The organism is Arthrobacter sp. ISL-69, from assembly GCF_018613775.1.
Classification (GTDB): domain Bacteria; phylum Actinomycetota; class Actinomycetes; order Actinomycetales; family Micrococcaceae; genus Arthrobacter.
Genome location: NZ_JAGGPO010000026.1, coordinates 1 through 13984, shown reverse-complemented (window position 1 = coordinate 13984; position 13984 = coordinate 1). Strand labels below are relative to the sequence as shown.

Here is a 13984-nt window from a genome sequence, read left to right as displayed (position 1 = left end):
TCAGCTTCATGGCGCGTTGACCGCTCCCATCAAGGAAAGGGCCTCGCTGTGCGTGTCCTCACCATCATCCCCACCTACAACGAGCTCGAATCGTTGCCCAAGACACTCGCACGCCTGCGTGCAGCCGTCCCGGCTTCCGATGTGCTGGTGGTGGACGACAACAGCCCGGACGGCACCGGACAGCTGGTGGACGGCATCGCTGCACAGGACAGCCAGGTGCACGTGCTGCACCGCGAAGGCAAAGCCGGACTGGGAGCCGCCTACATCGCCGGTTTCAAATGGGGCCTGGAAGCCGGATACGACGTCCTGGTGGAAATGGATGCCGACGGTTCACACAAGCCTGAGCAGCTGCAGCAGCTCCTGGATGCCGTTGAAGAGGGCGCAGACCTGGCCATGGGCTCGCGCTGGGTTCCCGGCGGCAGCGTGGTCAACTGGCCGCTGTACCGGCAGGCAATCTCACGGATCGGCAGCACCTACGCCCGGATCATGCTGGGTGTCAGGATCAAGGATGTCACCGGCGGCTACCGCGCCTTCCGCCGCACAACCCTGGAGAAGATCAACCTCGACCAGGTGGACTCCGTAGGCTACGGATTCCAGGTGGACCTCGCCTGGCGGGTGGCAAAGATGGGCCTGAAAATTGTGGAACGCCCCATCACCTTCGTGGAGCGCGAACTCGGAGCCTCCAAAATGAGCGGCAACATCGTGCTGGAAGCCATGATCAACGTCACCAAGTGGGGGCTCACCGCCCGCTGGAATAAGCTCACGCGCCGGGGATCAGCCGCGTCCTAGGCAGAGACAGCAGAAAGGGCCGGGCCCGTAACCTCAAATTGAGGTTACGGGCCCGGCCCTTTGTGCTGTCAGACTGGCACGTGGCCGTTACGCCGGCACGTGCCGCCGACGCTTTCGGACTAAGCCGAGCGCCGTTCGCCGCGCCGTTCGCGCAGAATGGTCAGACGGTCTCCGAGGATCTGCTCGAGCTCGGGCAGCGAGCGGCGTTCCAGGAGCATGTCCCAGTGCGTGCGCACTGCTTTCTCGTTGCTGTTGATGGGGCGTTCGCCGTCAACAAGCAAGGCTTCCTTGCCGGTCTTCGAAACCCACACCGGGGGGATCTCGGCTTCGGAGGAGAAGGTTACGAAGACCTGCTCGCCGTCCTCGCAACGGTACTCAACCCGCTGGCGTGGAGCCGGCTCAACACCGGATTCGGTCTCCATGCTCTGTGCGCCAAGACGCATGCCCCGGAGGCTGCGATCGCTCATGATTTCTCCCTTTGGTCGGTTCACGGAGTCAGGCTCCGCGCTAGCCGGGGCAGCTCACGCCACGGACTACTGTTTGCATTGCCCTGCATCAATAGATGCAACGCTTTGCTAAGCCTTTATGTTCCAGTCGGTCTGAACCAGCCGGACAAATATCCCATTATACGGGCTAGCTTCCCGGCGCGTAAAGCCGGGGGAAAAGCGTCAAAAGCAGGGGAGGCACCGGCATTGCGGACACCTCCCCTGCCAGTCGCTGAGCCGTGCAGTCCTACAGCGGCTGCTTCGAGTCGTTCGGCTGGGTTTCCGCCGGCTTGGAGTCCTTATCGCCGTCGAATAGACCACCCGTGCGGGGATCCGGGTTGGTTCCGCCCAGGGCGTTGCCGATGCCCTTCAGGGCCTCACCGACTTCGCTCGGGATGATCCAGAGCTTGTTGGAGGAACCCTCGGCCAGCTTCGGGAGCGTCTGCAGGTACTGGTAAGCCAGGAGCTTCTGGTCCGGGTTGCCCTTATGGATTGCGTCGAACACCTTCTGGATTGCCTGGGCCTCACCGTCAGCGCGGAGGATGGCTGCCTTGGCGTCACCTTCGGCTTTAAGGATCGAGGACTGACGCTGGCCCTCCGCAGTGAGGATGGCCGACTGCTTGGTGCCCTCGGCGGTGAGGATGGCAGCGCGGCGGTCGCGCTCCGCGCGCATCTGCTTCTCCATCGAGTCCTGGATGGAGTGGGGCGGATCGATGGCCTTCAGCTCCACGCGGGAGACACGGATACCCCAGCGGCCCGTTGCTTCGTCCAGTACGCCGCGGAGCTGGCCGTTGATCTGGTCGCGGGAGGTCAGGGCCTCTTCGAGGTTTAGCCCGCCGACGACGTTTCGGAGCGTGGTGGTGGTGAGCTGTTCGACTGCCTGGATGTAGTTGGCAATCTCGTAGGTGGCTGCCCTGGCGTCAGTGACCTGGAAGTAGACCACCGTGTCGATCGAGACGACGAGGTTGTCCTCGGTGATGACGGGCTGCGGCGGGAACGAGACCACCTGTTCGCGAAGGTCCAGGAGAGGCAGGAGCCGGTCAACGAACGGGATCAGGATGGTAAGGCCGGGCAGCAGCGTCCGCTGGTACTTCCCGAGCCGCTCCACGACGCCGGCACGGGCCTGCGGCACGATCCGCACCGAACGCACCAGCACGATAATTACGAACGCAACGAGAACCAGCAGCACAATTGCGACTGCGATATCCATACATCACCTATTCCCCAGTTTTGTGGTCTTGCTATGTTTTGCGGCGGTGTCCCGCCGCGAGCCCGGCTCCGGTGGCGGCTGCCGGAAGACTGATTGTCGCTGGACTTACTGCACGGCTGTTTCAGGCTGTGGCGCCACAACGGCGGTTGCGCCTTCGATGGCCGAAACCACCACGCGCTGTCCGGCGTTCAGCACACCCTGCTCCGAGCGGGCGCTCCAGACGTCACCGCCGATCTTGACCAGGCCGGAGGACGTGCTGACAGTCTCCATGACAAGGGCAGATTCGCCAATCAGGCGGTCGATGTTGGTCCGCTGCTCCGCGGGGCCCTTCTTCAGGTGCTTCAGCGCAACGGGTCGGACGAAGACGACCATCAGGAGCGAAACCACACAGAAGACCACGATCTGCAGCCAGAAATCGGCGCCGGCGAAATCAGCCAGCAGCCCGGCCAGCGCGCCGCCTCCGAGCATGATGAAAAAGAGGTCCAGCGTCAGCATCTCCACCACTGCAAACGCCAGGAATACAGTGAGCCACAATGCCCACCAGTTCTCGCCAAGCCATTCAAACATGCGTTCCCCCTTCGTCCCCGGAGCTGCGGCAGCAGGCCCTCAGTAACTGTCCTTCCATCCTAGACCGAAGCCGAGGGGCGCAGGAGGGGGCTGTCAGGCACGTTCCGAAAGTAGCCAAGTCGTTATGCGGACGGCTGCTTCCGGGGTTCAAACACGCTGATTCGGAACCGCGCCGAAACCGTCGTGACCGGCGCCAGGCCGGCGACGATGGCGTCCAGCGCCGAACGGTCCAGGTGGTGGCCGGCCGGCCCCATCAAGGCCAGGTTGCCGACGTCGGCGGGCTCAAGCCCCAGCTCCAGATCGAGCTCCCGGACCGAGCGGGACTCAAAGTGGGCGTCGAGGGAAGCGGCCAGCCGCTCCTCCTTGGCAGGCTCGATGCCGAGCATGCCGGTCTGCCCCGCAACCTCCGCAAGGTGCCCGGCCCGCGGCGTCACCACGATCAGCCGTCCGCCGGGGCGGAGCACCCTGGCGAACTCCGCGGCATTCCGTGGCGCGAAGACCACCGTGACGACGTCAACGGCGCCGTCCCTGACGGGAAGCGGCTGCCAGACGTCGCTGACCAGGTTGACGGCGTCGGGATTCAACCGGGCCGCGCGGCGCAGCGCGAACTTAGAAATATCCAGTCCGATGGCGGACGCGGGAACCGCCGCCAGCAGCCTCTGCAGGTAATGTCCGGTTCCAGTACCGGCGTCGAGCACCGCGGCCTCCGGCCCTTGCAACGCGGGCGCCGCAAGGTCGGCGATCCCGTCGGCAAGGGGCTGGTAGTGTCCCCGGGACAGAAAATCGAACCGGGCAGCCACCATGGCGGCAGTATCGGCCTCGAAGACGGTACCCCTGCCCACCAGGAAATTGAAGTAACCCTGCCTGGCCGCGTCAAAGCTATGACCCCCAGGGCATGCCAGCCGGTCGCCGCCGCCCGGCATCAGGCCGTTCCGGCAGACGGGGCACAGCAGGGAGCGGACAGCGTCGGGAAGCATAAATCCAATCCTAGGGCCGGCATGGCGGCTGCCCTCCCGCTGATGCTTCCCCGGGATCCCCGCGGGACGAGTGAGTTATTTCACAGGCCGCGCGCCAGCCGTTAGGCTCACAATCGTGAAACCAGAACATTTGCCCCTGCTGAAGTCCGTTTCCGCCCCGGCCGTCCACCCGGAGGGTAGCCGGGCGGTGGTCTCGGTCATCCGTCCCGACTTCGACGCCGACACCTATGTGGGCCAGTTGTGGACAGTGCCGCTGGACCCGGAAAAGCTGCCACGCCGGCTGACCCGCGGATTCCGCGACACGGCCCCGGCATTCTCGCCCGACGGTCTGGTGCTGGCTTTTCTCCGCGCAACTGCCGACGGCAAACCGCAGCTTCATGTTGTGGAGGCCGCGGGCGGCGAACCGCAGGTCCTGACCAACGCCAAACTCGGCGTCTCGTCTTTTGCGTGGTCACCCGATTCGCACAGCATTGTCTTCGGCGCCAGAATGCCCGACGACGGCCGCTACGGCACCCTTGACGGCGTGTCCGCCGGGGCCGAGGATGCGCGGCTCATCACCGACTACCAATACAGGATGAACGGCGTCGGCTACACGGCCGACAAACCTCTCCAGCTGTACATCGTGGAAGTACCCGAGCTGGACGACGAACCGCGGGTGGCGCCCGCGGGCCGCGCGCTCAAGGCCCTCAAGGCCGCCGCGGAGAGTACGGCGGCAGAAGCCGACACTGACACGCTGGCCGAAGCCCTGCTTCCGTCGGCACGGCAGCTCACGTTTGCCGCGACGGACCACAGCGGTGAATCGTTCAGCATGGACGGCCGGTTCGTGTACTTCGTGGCCGCGCTTCATGAGGGCCGCGACCTGGACCTTGAGACCGGCGTGTACCGTGTGGCCGTCGCCGGCGGAGAGCCCGAACCCGTCAAGGCTGCCAATTGCGGCCGCCAGACTGTCGGGGCGGCACGCCAGTCCAGGAACGGCAAGTGGCTGTTCTTCACGGCCCAGGAGCTTGGCGAATCAGGCCAGGACTTCGTGGCGCGGAACACCGCCCTCTACGTGATGCCTGCGGACGGTGGCGACGCCATTGTTCTGAGCGACGTGGAAACCATGGACGTTTCCGGTACCGCGGCCGGCCTCGAGCTGCGCGGCCCCGATTCCGTGCTGCTGCTGAACAACGCCCAGGGCACTGTGGAGCTGCTGGAGTTCGGAGCCACGGGGAACCACTCGCTGCTGGTTCATGGAGACCGGGTTGTCACCGGTGCCTCTTCGGCAGGCGGAGCCATGTTCGTCAGCTTCTCCGATGCCGCCACGGCCGGGGACCTGGCCGCCCTGGAGGACGGCCAGCTGAGGCTGTTGACCGATTTCTCGGCGGAACTCCGGCTCCAAGCCGAGATCATCGAGCCGCAGGAGCTGACCTTCGATGCGGCGGACGGGTATCCGGTCCACGGCTGGCTGGTGCTGCCGCCCGGGAAAGGGCCGCACCCCGTCCTGCTCAACATCCACGGCGGACCCTTCTCCCAGTACACGGCAGCCCTGTTCGACGAGGCCCAGGTCTACGCCGCCGCCGGCTACGCGGTACTCATGTGCAATCCCCGGGGCTCCGCCGGCTACGGCCAGTCCCACGGGCGGTCCATCAAGGAGAAGATGGGGACCGTGGACATGCAGGACGTGCTGTCCTTCCTCGACGGCGCCCTGGCTAAGTTCCAGGAGCTCGACGGCGGTGCGCTCGGGATCATGGGAGGTTCCTACGGAGGATACCTCACGGCCTGGACCATCAGTCAGGACCACCGTTTCAGGGCGGCCATCGTGGAGCGCGGATTCCTGGATCCCGTCAGCTTCGTCGGCTCCTCCGATATCGGCTGGTTCTTCGGCGGCGAGTACACCGGCAGCTCAGCGGAGCAGATGGCAGCCCAGAGCCCCATGGCCACGGTCCGGAACGTGCGCACGCCCTCGCTGGTGATCCACAGCGAAGAGGACCTTCGTTGCCCGGTGGAACAGGGCCAGCGTTACTTCACCGCGCTGAAGCAGCAGGGTGTGGACGCCGCGTTCCTCGTGTTCCCGGGGGAAAACCACGAGCTTTCCCGGTCGGGCACCCCGCACCACCGGAGGCAGCGCTTCGAGGAGATCCTGCGGTGGTGGGCCCGCTACCTGCCCACCAAGGCCAACCCGGGGGCGCCCGGCTAGTCCGTGGCGGCGCCCGGCAGGAACCCCAGTTCCTGCCGGGCCAGGCCGATGTCCGGATGCGCCCAGCGGGCAGCGTATTCGGCGTTGTTGCTCAGTGAGCGCAATTCCGCCCGGTCGATGTACAGGATTCCCTGCAGGTGGTCGGTCTCGTGCTGCGCGATCCGTGCCTGCCAGCCGGAAAACTCCTGCTGCCGGGCTGTTCCGGACGGGTCGGTGAAGTCGAAGTGCACAGACTCGTGGCGCGGCACCACGGCCTGCAGGCCCTGGAGTGAGAGGCAGCCTTCGTAAAACGCCGCGCTGCCGGTGCCCACCGCGCGGTACGACGGGTTGATGACCGCGAAGAACGCCAGCGGTGACCGGCCGCGGACGACGGAAGTTTCGGCGTCGACGTCGTACTGGTCCTCGAGGACCGCAAGCTGGAGGGGGATGCCCAGTTGCGGCGCCGCGAGGCCGACACCGGGTGCGTCATGCATGACCTCACGCATCAGGGCGATCAGCGCCGCGAGTTCAGAGCTGTCCAGTTGGCCGTCGAACACGGCCGCCTGCTGCCGGAGCACGGGATGGCCGGCCTGGACAATGGGCGGAAGAACGCCCGCGGCCAGGATCTCCTGAACTGTCTCGTGGATCCGTGCGGTGCTGAACGGCGTGGGGTTCGCGATTTGAAGCATGTGAAAAGCCTAGTGCGCCCCGCACGCCGCGGTGACGAAGTCATGGATCTGCCCTTTGAGTGCGGGGCCGGCGGCAACCTTCAGGGTGCCTTCCCTGCCGCCGACGTTCACGAGCAGCGGCAGCAGCGTTCCCACCTTGTCCTCGGCAACGGCGTGGGCGTCGCAGCGTGCGGGGCGGACCCGGAGGCGGAACTCCGCGGGACCGGTACCGGCAGCAACCGTCACGCCGCTCGGCCACGGGCTGTCAGGCGGGACGGCCAGGAGGGTGGTTCCTTCAATGCGTTCGATGGTCAGTTCGCGGATTGCTCCGGTTCCGGCTTTGTTCGGTGTGACCGTCAGGCGGACGACGGCGGTACGGCCGTCCGCCGCAACCTCCAGGTCCGGGGCCAGGCTGAACACGGCCACACGCCCGGCGTCCAGGGCAAGGCACAGCTCCTCATAGTTCCGTGCGAGGACACCGAAGGGATCCGCCGCCGCCATTTGCACCGTGCTGGTTGTGGATCCCTGCCGGACGGAGACCGTCGCCTCGGCCGGAACCGTGCGGGCCCCGGCGTCCTCGGCAGGACTTTGGCAGGAGGGGGCGGGGAGCCTTGCCGGCAGGCTCTTGGTTTGGCCCGGCGGCACTTCGGTACCTTCCGGCCCGGCCTGCCAGGCGGCCCCCGCGGGGAACAGTGTGCTCGACACGTCGGCGCCAAGGACCGTCACGGGCACGGACGATGTGTTGCTGAGCTGGATCTCGATGATCTGCGAGGCGTAATTGTCCCTGAACTGGTTGAGCCCGGCAGTAAGCGGCCCGCGCGGCGAAGGCACCGCGGACGCCGGGGCGGCACCACCGGAATCGCCGGACTGCCGCGGCGCGGGGACCGGCGTTCCCGGGCTGCAGCCCTGCACGGCGGGAGCGGCCATCAGGGCAGCAAGAACGACGGCGGCCGCCGCGTGCCGCCGTCGTCGCGCCTGCAGGACGCCGTTCATGCCAGCAGTCTATGGCCAGGGCTCCGCGGCGTCGCCGGGTGATGGGCTACCCTCGTTGCATGACTGAACAGACGCCGCTCAATTGTGTCCTTGGATTTGTACGAGCCATTGAGGCCGGGGGCGGCGCGGCGGAGGTGGACACCTTCCTTGCGGAAGACTTCACCCTGGTCGAAGCGCCGCACCTTCTTGCGCCTGAAGGTTCCACCCGCAGCCGCGACCAGGTGCTCGCCGGTGCTGACCAGAGCCGCCACGTGGTGTCCGGCCAGAACTTCGACGTTCGGCGGACCACATGCGAAGGAAGCCGTGTTGTGCTGGAAGTCGACTGGTCGGCCACGCTGCTGATGGACCTCCGCTACTGGGATGCCGGTGAGACCATCCGGGCGCGGACCACGTCGGTCTTCGAGGTCCGGGACGGCCGGATTACCAGCCAGGACAGTTACGACTGCTACTTCACCGATGACGCGGACGCGGAATAGACAGGGGCGGAGCGCCCCGGTGCTCTAGTGCATGGTGAACCGGGCGGCCACCCGTGAATTGATGGCCGGCACGCCTGCTGCATAGCCGATCAGCAGGTTCCGGGCACGCCACAGCGGAAGGGGCAGCGGCCGGCCAAGCGCCATGTTGATTTCGGACTGACGGGCAGCCCTCGCGGCCGCCTGCATCCGGTGCCGTTCAAAGCATTGCAGTCCCCCCTCCAGTTCCGCGTGCGCAAGCCGGCCGAGGAGGAGCGGTACCAGCTCAGCAGCATCCAGCCAGCCCAGGTTCATTCCCTGGCCGCCGATCGGGCTGATTTCATGGGCGGCGTCACCGATGAGCGCCGTGCGGCCGCGGATCATATTCTTCGCCAGGCGCGAACGGACCCCGAAACTGCTCAGCATGGAATTGGTGCCCGGTTCGACGGCTACGCCGGTCCGGTCCCGCACGATCCGGGCCAGGGACCGGGCGGTGGGCGCGTCTGCGCCGGATGCAGGCATTCTCGCCACCCAGCGCCGAACTCGTCCTGGCAGCGGAAAGGACTCCACGATCCCTGCGGCTTCCAGGAACAGCGCCGCATCCGGGCCGAACGCGGTACTGTCGGCGAAGTCTCCCATCAGGTAGGAATCGGGGTAGTCCTTGAGCCGCACCGGAATGCCCAGCAGCTGCCGGACCGTGGAGCGGACACCGTCCGCGGCCACCGCCAGGGACGCATGAATCCGGGACTCCCCGTCCTCCGTGACGACGTCCAAGGCAACCCTCGCGCCGTCGTCGTGCAGTCCCGTCACGGTGGCTCCGCGCAGCATCGACCCGCCGTCGAGCTCCCTGACGCGCTGTTCCAGGACGGCCTCCGTGCGCGCCTGCGGGACCGACAACACGAACGGGTAGCGGCGGGACACAGCGCGGAAGGACATCCCCGCCACTTCCACGCCGCCCCCGATGGCAACGCCGCGTCGGATCTGCACGCCCTCCGACACCAGTGCGGACGCGACGCCAATGCCGTCGAGTGCTTCCAGCGACGGGGGATGGATGCCGATGGCGCGCGAGTGGGTGTTCGGCTCGGCGCGCTGTTCCAGGATGCGGACTGACACGCCCTGCTGCAGCAAGAGGGCTGCCAGGTACAGTCCCACCGGTCCGCCGCCCACCACGACGACGTCAATCACCGCGCGCGTTCCGGCTCAGTGTCAGCAGGTTGCGGAAGGGTGGGCGGGCCAGCACGGTCCAGCCCGGGGGAGCGGCAGCCTGGAGTTCCGCGGTTGTGTAGCTCCGGCGGATCGAGGTCAGCCCGTCCTCCCGGATGAAGGAATCGGGGAACGGCCACGAGGCCGCATAGAACAGCGCGTACGCGGCGGGGCTGCGGCGGATGTCGTTGTGGATGACGGTGCCGCGGGACAGCAGCGCGGATTCGGCGAGGAATTGCGGCAGCTCAGCGGTGCCCAGATGGTGCAGGACGTGATTGGACACGACGACGTCGTAGCGCTGCCCTTCGCCGGCCAGTTCGGCCGTGGACGCCTGCCGGAACGTCACCCCTGGCGTGGGCCTACGGCGCCGGGCGAAGTCGAAGGCACGCCGGTCCGGATCAATGGCGGTGACCTCCAGCTTCAGCCGGTCGCGGGCCGCCCACGCGGCCAGCAGGACAGGCACGTCCCCGCCGCCGCACCCGATGTCCAACAGCGTTGTCACCGTAGTGGCTGACAGGACGGGCCGGATGTGCGTCCAGTAGATTCCGCGCCAGCCGGCAACGGCCCTGTTGACCACGGAAAACTGCGCGTACGTGCGGTTCAGGCGTGACGGGTCGCAGTCGGGGCGGTCCATCTCCTCCACCGCCTGGACGTCACGGTCGCGCAGCCGGCCCCGGTTGGCCATCAAATCAGTGACGGCTCAGTCCGCGCTGTGGCGTCCGGTATGGCGTCCGGTATGGCGGCGGCGTCCCGGGCGGTTGCCTCAGGCGAACCTCCCGTCAGCGGTGCGCGCACTTTGGTGAACATCGCCGTTTCCACTGTCAGTCCTGGTCCGAACGCCATCGAACAGATACGTTCATCACCATCCTGCGGCGGGAGCCCGGCGATGTGCTTGAGGACAAAGAGCACCGTGGCGCTGCTCATGTTTCCGTAGTTGCGGAGGGTTTCCCGGGCGGGCACCAGTTGCTCGTCCGTAAGTTTGAGCCTGGACTGCACCTTGTCCAGGATGCTCCGGCCGCCGGGGTGGATGGCCCAGTGGGTGATATCGCGGTAGGGGAGTCCGCGCAGGGATTCATCGCGGGAAAGCAGTGGCTCAAGCGCGCCGATGATGTGGTCGTCAATAATGTGCGGAACGTAGTTCCCCAGCACCATTTCGAAGCCTTCGTCGCCGATGTTCCACGCCATGGATTCCTCACCGACAGGAGTGAGTACGGTTTCGAAATGGTCCAGCCGCAGCAGGGGGTTTCCGTCCGGAATCTCCCTGGCGGAAATGATGGCCGCCGCTGCACCGTCGGCAAACAATGCCGAGCCCATGATCGTGTCGGGATCGTTGGAGGTGCGGACATGGAGCGAGCAGAGCTCGGCGCAGACCACCAGGACAACGGCGTCGGGATCTGCCTCGCAGAAGGACTTGGCGGCACGCAGCGCCGGAAAAGCCGCGTAGCAGCCCATGAAGCCAAGGTGGTAGCGCTGCACTGCCGGATTCAGGCCGAGGGCGCGGACAATCTTGTAGTCCGGTCCGGGGTTGAAGAAACCCGTGCACGAGACCGTTACGAGATGGGTGATGTCCTGAGCGCCGATTCCGGGGCAGGCATCCAGCGCGGCCTGGGCGGATTGCACGAACAGCTTGGTGGCTTCGCGGCCGAAGATGTCGTTCCGGACCTTGGTGCTGGGGCTCAGCACCAGGCCGGTGTCCGGGTCAAAGAACTTCGGCTCGTCCGCGCGGCTGTCCTTGGTAAGTTCAGTGACAGCTGTGTACCGGGTGTCGATGGCGGCGGAATCAAAGCACGTGCTCACCAGCCGGGAACCCAGCCTGGTAAGGCCCGGTTGGGCGGCAAATACATCGCGTGCTTCAGACTGAATGAGTACGGTGGGCGGGACAGCAGTTTCCAGGGACCTCATGTAGACCGTCATGGTTCATTCTCAGCGAGCTTTGCTGTTAAGACAATGCTGGTTAGATTGGGGCAGGCGACGCCGGCGCATGCCAGGAAGGCGGCCCCCGAATAACGGATGGAGACACGATGAGCATGGCCACCCAGGCGGACTCGCAATTGCACGCGGAGCACGTCGCCGACAGCCACGACCTGATCCGCGTGCAGGGCGCCCGCGAGAACAACCTCAAGGACGTCAGCCTGGAGATCCCGAAGCGCCGGCTGACCGTGTTCACCGGCGTCTCCGGCTCCGGCAAGAGCTCGCTGGTGTTCAGCACGATCGCCGCCGAGTCGCAGCGGATGATCAACGAAACTTACAGCGCCTTCGTGCAGGGTTTCATGCCGAATCTGGCGCGGCCTGATGTGGACTTCCTCGAGGGGCTGACGACGGCGATCATCGTGGACCAGGAGCGGATGGGCGCCAACCCCCGCTCCACGGTCGGCACTGCCACCGACGCCAACGCCATGCTCCGCATCCTCTTCAGCCGGCTCGGCACGCCGTACGTCGGTCCGCCCACGGCGTTCTCCTTCAACGTCCCCACGCGCAAGGCCAGCGGGGTGATGAGCACCGAGAAGGCAGGCGGCCGGGTCGAGAAGAGTGTGGTGCACGGCGCTGTGTACCTCGGCGGGATGTGTCCGCGCTGCGAAGGGATGGGCTCGGTTTCCGACTTCGACCTCACGGCGCTCTACGACGACAGCAAGTCGCTGGGCGAGGGTGCCCTGACCGTTCCCGGTTACAGCATGGACGGCTGGTACGGCCGGCTGTTCGAGGGAATGGGCCTCCCGATGGATAAGCCGATTGCCACGTTCACGAAGAAGCAGCTTGAGACGATGCTGTACTCCGAGCCCACCAAAATCAAGGTTGAGGGTATCAACCTCACGTTCGAGGGCATCATCCCCAAGATCCAGAAGTCCATGCTATCCAAAGACGTCGAGGCGATGCAGCCTCACGTGCGGCGCTTCGTGGAAAGCGCCATCACTTTCCAGGCCTGCCCCGAGTGCGAGGGCACGCGGCTCAGCCCCGAGGCCAGGTCGTCGAGGATCCAAGGCAAGAACATTGCCGATCTGTGCGAGATGCAGATCAGCGACCTGGCCGAGTGGGTCCGCGAGTTCGACGAGCCGTCGGTCGCGCCGCTTCTCAGGGGCTTGCGGCACCTCTTGGATTCCTTCGCCGAAATCGGGCTGGGTTACCTCTCGCTGGACCGCCCGGCGGGCACACTGTCCGGGGGAGAGGCCCAGCGCACGAAGATGATCAGGCACCTCGGCTCTTCCCTCACGGACGTCACCTACGTCTTTGACGAGCCGACAATCGGCCTGCACCCGCATGACATCGAACGGATGAACCAGCTGCTGCTGCAGCTGCGCGACAAGGGCAACACCGTGCTCGTGGTTGAGCACAAGCCGGAGACAATCGCCATCGCTGACCACGTCGTTGACCTCGGGCCCGGGGCCGGCACCGAGGGCGGCAGAGTCTGCTTCGAGGGAAGCGTCGAGGGGCTGCGGGGGAGCGACACCATCACCGGCCGCCACCTCGACGACCGGGCCAGGGTCAAGGAATCCGTGCGTACGCCGTCCGGCACCCTCGACGTCCGTGGTGCCTCGACGCACAACCTTAAGGACGTCGACGTCGACGTTCCGCTTGGTGTGCTTTGTGTGGTCACCGGTGTCGCGGGTTCGGGCAAGAGTTCCCTGATCCACGGTTCAGTGGCCGGCCGCGATGGTGTTGTGGTGGTCGACCAGGGTGCCATCAAGGGGTCGCGGCGCAGCAACCCGGCGACGTACACCGGCCTGCTGGAGCCGATCCGCAAGGCGTTCGCGAAGGCCAACGGGGTCAAGCCGGCGCTGTTCAGCTCCAACTCGGAAGGCGCCTGTCCCACCTGCAACGGCGCGGGCGTCATCTTCACTGAACTGGGTGTCATGGCCACCGTGGAGTCCACCTGCGAGGACTGCGAAGGCAGGAGGTTCCAGGCGTCAGTCCTCGAATACAGGCTGGGCGGCCGCAACATCGCCGAAGTGCTGGCCATGTCGATGACCGAAGCGGAGGGATTTTTCGGGGAAGGAGAGGCACGCACGGCGGCGGCCCACAAGATCCTCGACCGGCTCGTGGACGTCGGACTCGGCTACCTCACCCTTGGCCAGCCGCTCACGACGCTGTCCGGCGGCGAGCGCCAGCGCGTCAAGCTCGCCACCCAGATGGCCGAGAAAGGCGACGTCTACGTTCTCGACGAACCGACCACCGGCCTCCACCTTGCCGATGTCCAGAACCTGCTGGGCCTTCTCGACCGCCTCGTGGAGTCCGGAAAATCTGTCATCGTTATCGAGCACCACCAGGCAGTGATGGCACACGCCGACTGGATCATCGACCTCGGTCCGGGCGCCGGCCACGACGGCGGACGGATCGTTTTCGAGGGCACACCGGCAGACCTTGTGGCCGGACGCTCCACGCTGACCGGCGAGCACCTTGCGGCCTACGTCGGCGGCTAGGTGTATTAACCACGGAGGTTGGTGACGCGGCTGGCGGGTGGTTGCCCCTTGAGTGAGGTGTGGCCTC

At 66.2% G+C, this 13984-nt stretch carries 13 protein-coding genes; 4 read left to right on the top strand and 9 right to left on the bottom strand.

The annotated features are described in order from the left end of the window. Positions 1-48 precede the first annotated feature (48 nt). Entirely contained in the window at positions 49-789 is a 741-nt protein-coding gene (locus J7I79_RS18485) for a polyprenol monophosphomannose synthase (RefSeq protein WP_104174287.1), read from the top strand. A gap of 119 nt (positions 790-908) precedes the next feature. Here the strand turns inward: J7I79_RS18485 and J7I79_RS18480 are convergent, their stop codons facing one another. The 4 genes from J7I79_RS18480 to J7I79_RS18465 form a co-directional block, all read right to left on the bottom strand. Beyond that, positions 909-1256 carry an RNA polymerase-binding protein RbpA gene (locus tag J7I79_RS18480; protein ID WP_214955676.1) on the bottom strand — a complete coding sequence of 116 codons (348 nt, stop codon included), beginning with the start codon at positions 1254-1256 and terminating at the stop codon, positions 909-911. Positions 1257-1521: 265 nt separating this feature from the next. After that, on the bottom strand, positions 1522-2484 hold the full coding sequence (locus J7I79_RS18475) for an SPFH domain-containing protein (RefSeq protein WP_104174288.1): 963 nt from the start codon (positions 2482-2484) through the stop codon (positions 1522-1524). Between the two features lie 105 nt (positions 2485-2589). Beyond that, the gene (locus J7I79_RS18470; protein WP_104174289.1) at positions 2590-3051 is read right to left on the bottom strand and encodes an NfeD family protein; all 462 of its coding nucleotides are present in this window, start codon (positions 3049-3051) and stop codon (positions 2590-2592) included. A gap of 122 nt (positions 3052-3173) precedes the next feature. After that, positions 3174-4028, bottom strand: a complete 855-nt coding sequence (locus J7I79_RS18465) for a methyltransferase domain-containing protein (protein ID WP_214955675.1) — start codon at positions 4026-4028, stop codon at positions 3174-3176. A 115-nt stretch (positions 4029-4143) separates the two neighbouring features. On the opposite strand from J7I79_RS18465, the gene J7I79_RS18460 reads away from it, so the two are divergent. Continuing rightward, complete coding sequence (locus tag J7I79_RS18460) at positions 4144-6207, top strand: S9 family peptidase (protein ID WP_214955673.1); 2064 nt, start codon at positions 4144-4146, stop codon at positions 6205-6207. On the opposite strand, the gene J7I79_RS18455 is transcribed toward J7I79_RS18460, so the two are convergent. Next, positions 6204-6875, bottom strand: coding sequence for a peptide deformylase (locus J7I79_RS18455; RefSeq protein ID WP_214955671.1), 672 nt, complete (start codon positions 6873-6875; stop codon positions 6204-6206). The genes J7I79_RS18460 and J7I79_RS18455 overlap by 4 nt on opposite strands. 9 nt (positions 6876-6884) lie before the next feature. Continuing rightward, positions 6885-7847 carry a hypothetical protein gene (locus J7I79_RS18450; RefSeq protein WP_251043005.1) on the bottom strand — a complete coding sequence of 321 codons (963 nt, stop codon included), beginning with the start codon at positions 7845-7847 and terminating at the stop codon, positions 6885-6887. Between the two features lie 59 nt (positions 7848-7906). Between J7I79_RS18450 and J7I79_RS18445 the strand changes: the two genes are divergently transcribed. Further along, on the top strand, positions 7907-8323 hold the full coding sequence (locus J7I79_RS18445) for a nuclear transport factor 2 family protein (protein ID WP_214955669.1): 417 nt from the start codon (positions 7907-7909) through the stop codon (positions 8321-8323). 24 nt (positions 8324-8347) lie between these two features. Here the strand turns inward: J7I79_RS18445 and J7I79_RS18440 are convergent, their stop codons facing one another. The 3 genes from J7I79_RS18440 to J7I79_RS18430 are packed head-to-tail and all read right to left on the bottom strand — an operon-like array spanning position 8348 to position 11416. Further along, positions 8348-9484: an NAD(P)/FAD-dependent oxidoreductase gene (locus J7I79_RS18440; RefSeq protein ID WP_214955667.1), complete on the bottom strand. Its 1137-nt coding sequence runs from the start codon at positions 9482-9484 to the stop codon at positions 8348-8350. Beyond that, the gene (locus tag J7I79_RS18435; RefSeq protein ID WP_214955665.1) at positions 9477-10187 is read right to left on the bottom strand and encodes a class I SAM-dependent methyltransferase; all 711 of its coding nucleotides are present in this window, start codon (positions 10185-10187) and stop codon (positions 9477-9479) included. The genes J7I79_RS18440 and J7I79_RS18435 overlap by 8 nt, the downstream gene beginning before the upstream one ends. Then, positions 10187-11416: a type III polyketide synthase gene (locus J7I79_RS18430; RefSeq protein WP_251043004.1), complete on the bottom strand. Its 1230-nt coding sequence runs from the start codon at positions 11414-11416 to the stop codon at positions 10187-10189. Before J7I79_RS18430 ends, J7I79_RS18435 begins: the two co-directional genes overlap by 1 nt. 107 nt (positions 11417-11523) lie before the next feature. On the opposite strand from J7I79_RS18430, the gene J7I79_RS18425 reads away from it, so the two are divergent. Beyond that, a complete protein-coding gene (locus J7I79_RS18425; protein WP_214955663.1) occupies positions 11524-13917 on the top strand; it encodes an excinuclease ABC subunit UvrA in 2394 nt (797 codons plus the stop codon). Positions 13918-13984 lie beyond the last annotated feature (67 nt).

Excerpts from the sequence above, each read along its gene's own strand:
- J7I79_RS18435 (WP_214955665.1), bottom strand. The coding sequence starts at position 10,187 with ATGGCCAACCGGGGCCGGCTGCGCGACCGTGACGTCCAGGCGGTGGAG.
- J7I79_RS18425 (WP_214955663.1), top strand. The coding sequence starts at position 11,524 with ATGAGCATGGCCACCCAGGCGGACTCGCAATTGCACGCGGAGCACGTC.
- J7I79_RS18465 (WP_214955675.1), bottom strand. The coding sequence starts at position 4,028 with ATGCTTCCCGACGCTGTCCGCTCCCTGCTGTGCCCCGTCTGCCGGAAC.
- J7I79_RS18445 (WP_214955669.1), top strand. The coding sequence starts at position 7,907 with ATGACTGAACAGACGCCGCTCAATTGTGTCCTTGGATTTGTACGAGCC.
- J7I79_RS18475 (WP_104174288.1), bottom strand. The coding sequence starts at position 2,484 with ATGGATATCGCAGTCGCAATTGTGCTGCTGGTTCTCGTTGCGTTCGTA.
- J7I79_RS18470 (WP_104174289.1), bottom strand. The coding sequence starts at position 3,051 with ATGTTTGAATGGCTTGGCGAGAACTGGTGGGCATTGTGGCTCACTGTA.
- J7I79_RS18430 (WP_251043004.1), bottom strand. The coding sequence starts at position 11,416 with ATGACGGTCTACATGAGGTCCCTGGAAACTGCTGTCCCGCCCACCGTA.
- J7I79_RS18480 (WP_214955676.1), bottom strand. The coding sequence starts at position 1,256 with ATGAGCGATCGCAGCCTCCGGGGCATGCGTCTTGGCGCACAGAGCATG.
- J7I79_RS18455 (WP_214955671.1), bottom strand. The coding sequence starts at position 6,875 with ATGCTTCAAATCGCGAACCCCACGCCGTTCAGCACCGCACGGATCCAC.
- J7I79_RS18450 (WP_251043005.1), bottom strand. The coding sequence starts at position 7,847 with ATGAACGGCGTCCTGCAGGCGCGACGACGGCGGCACGCGGCGGCCGCC.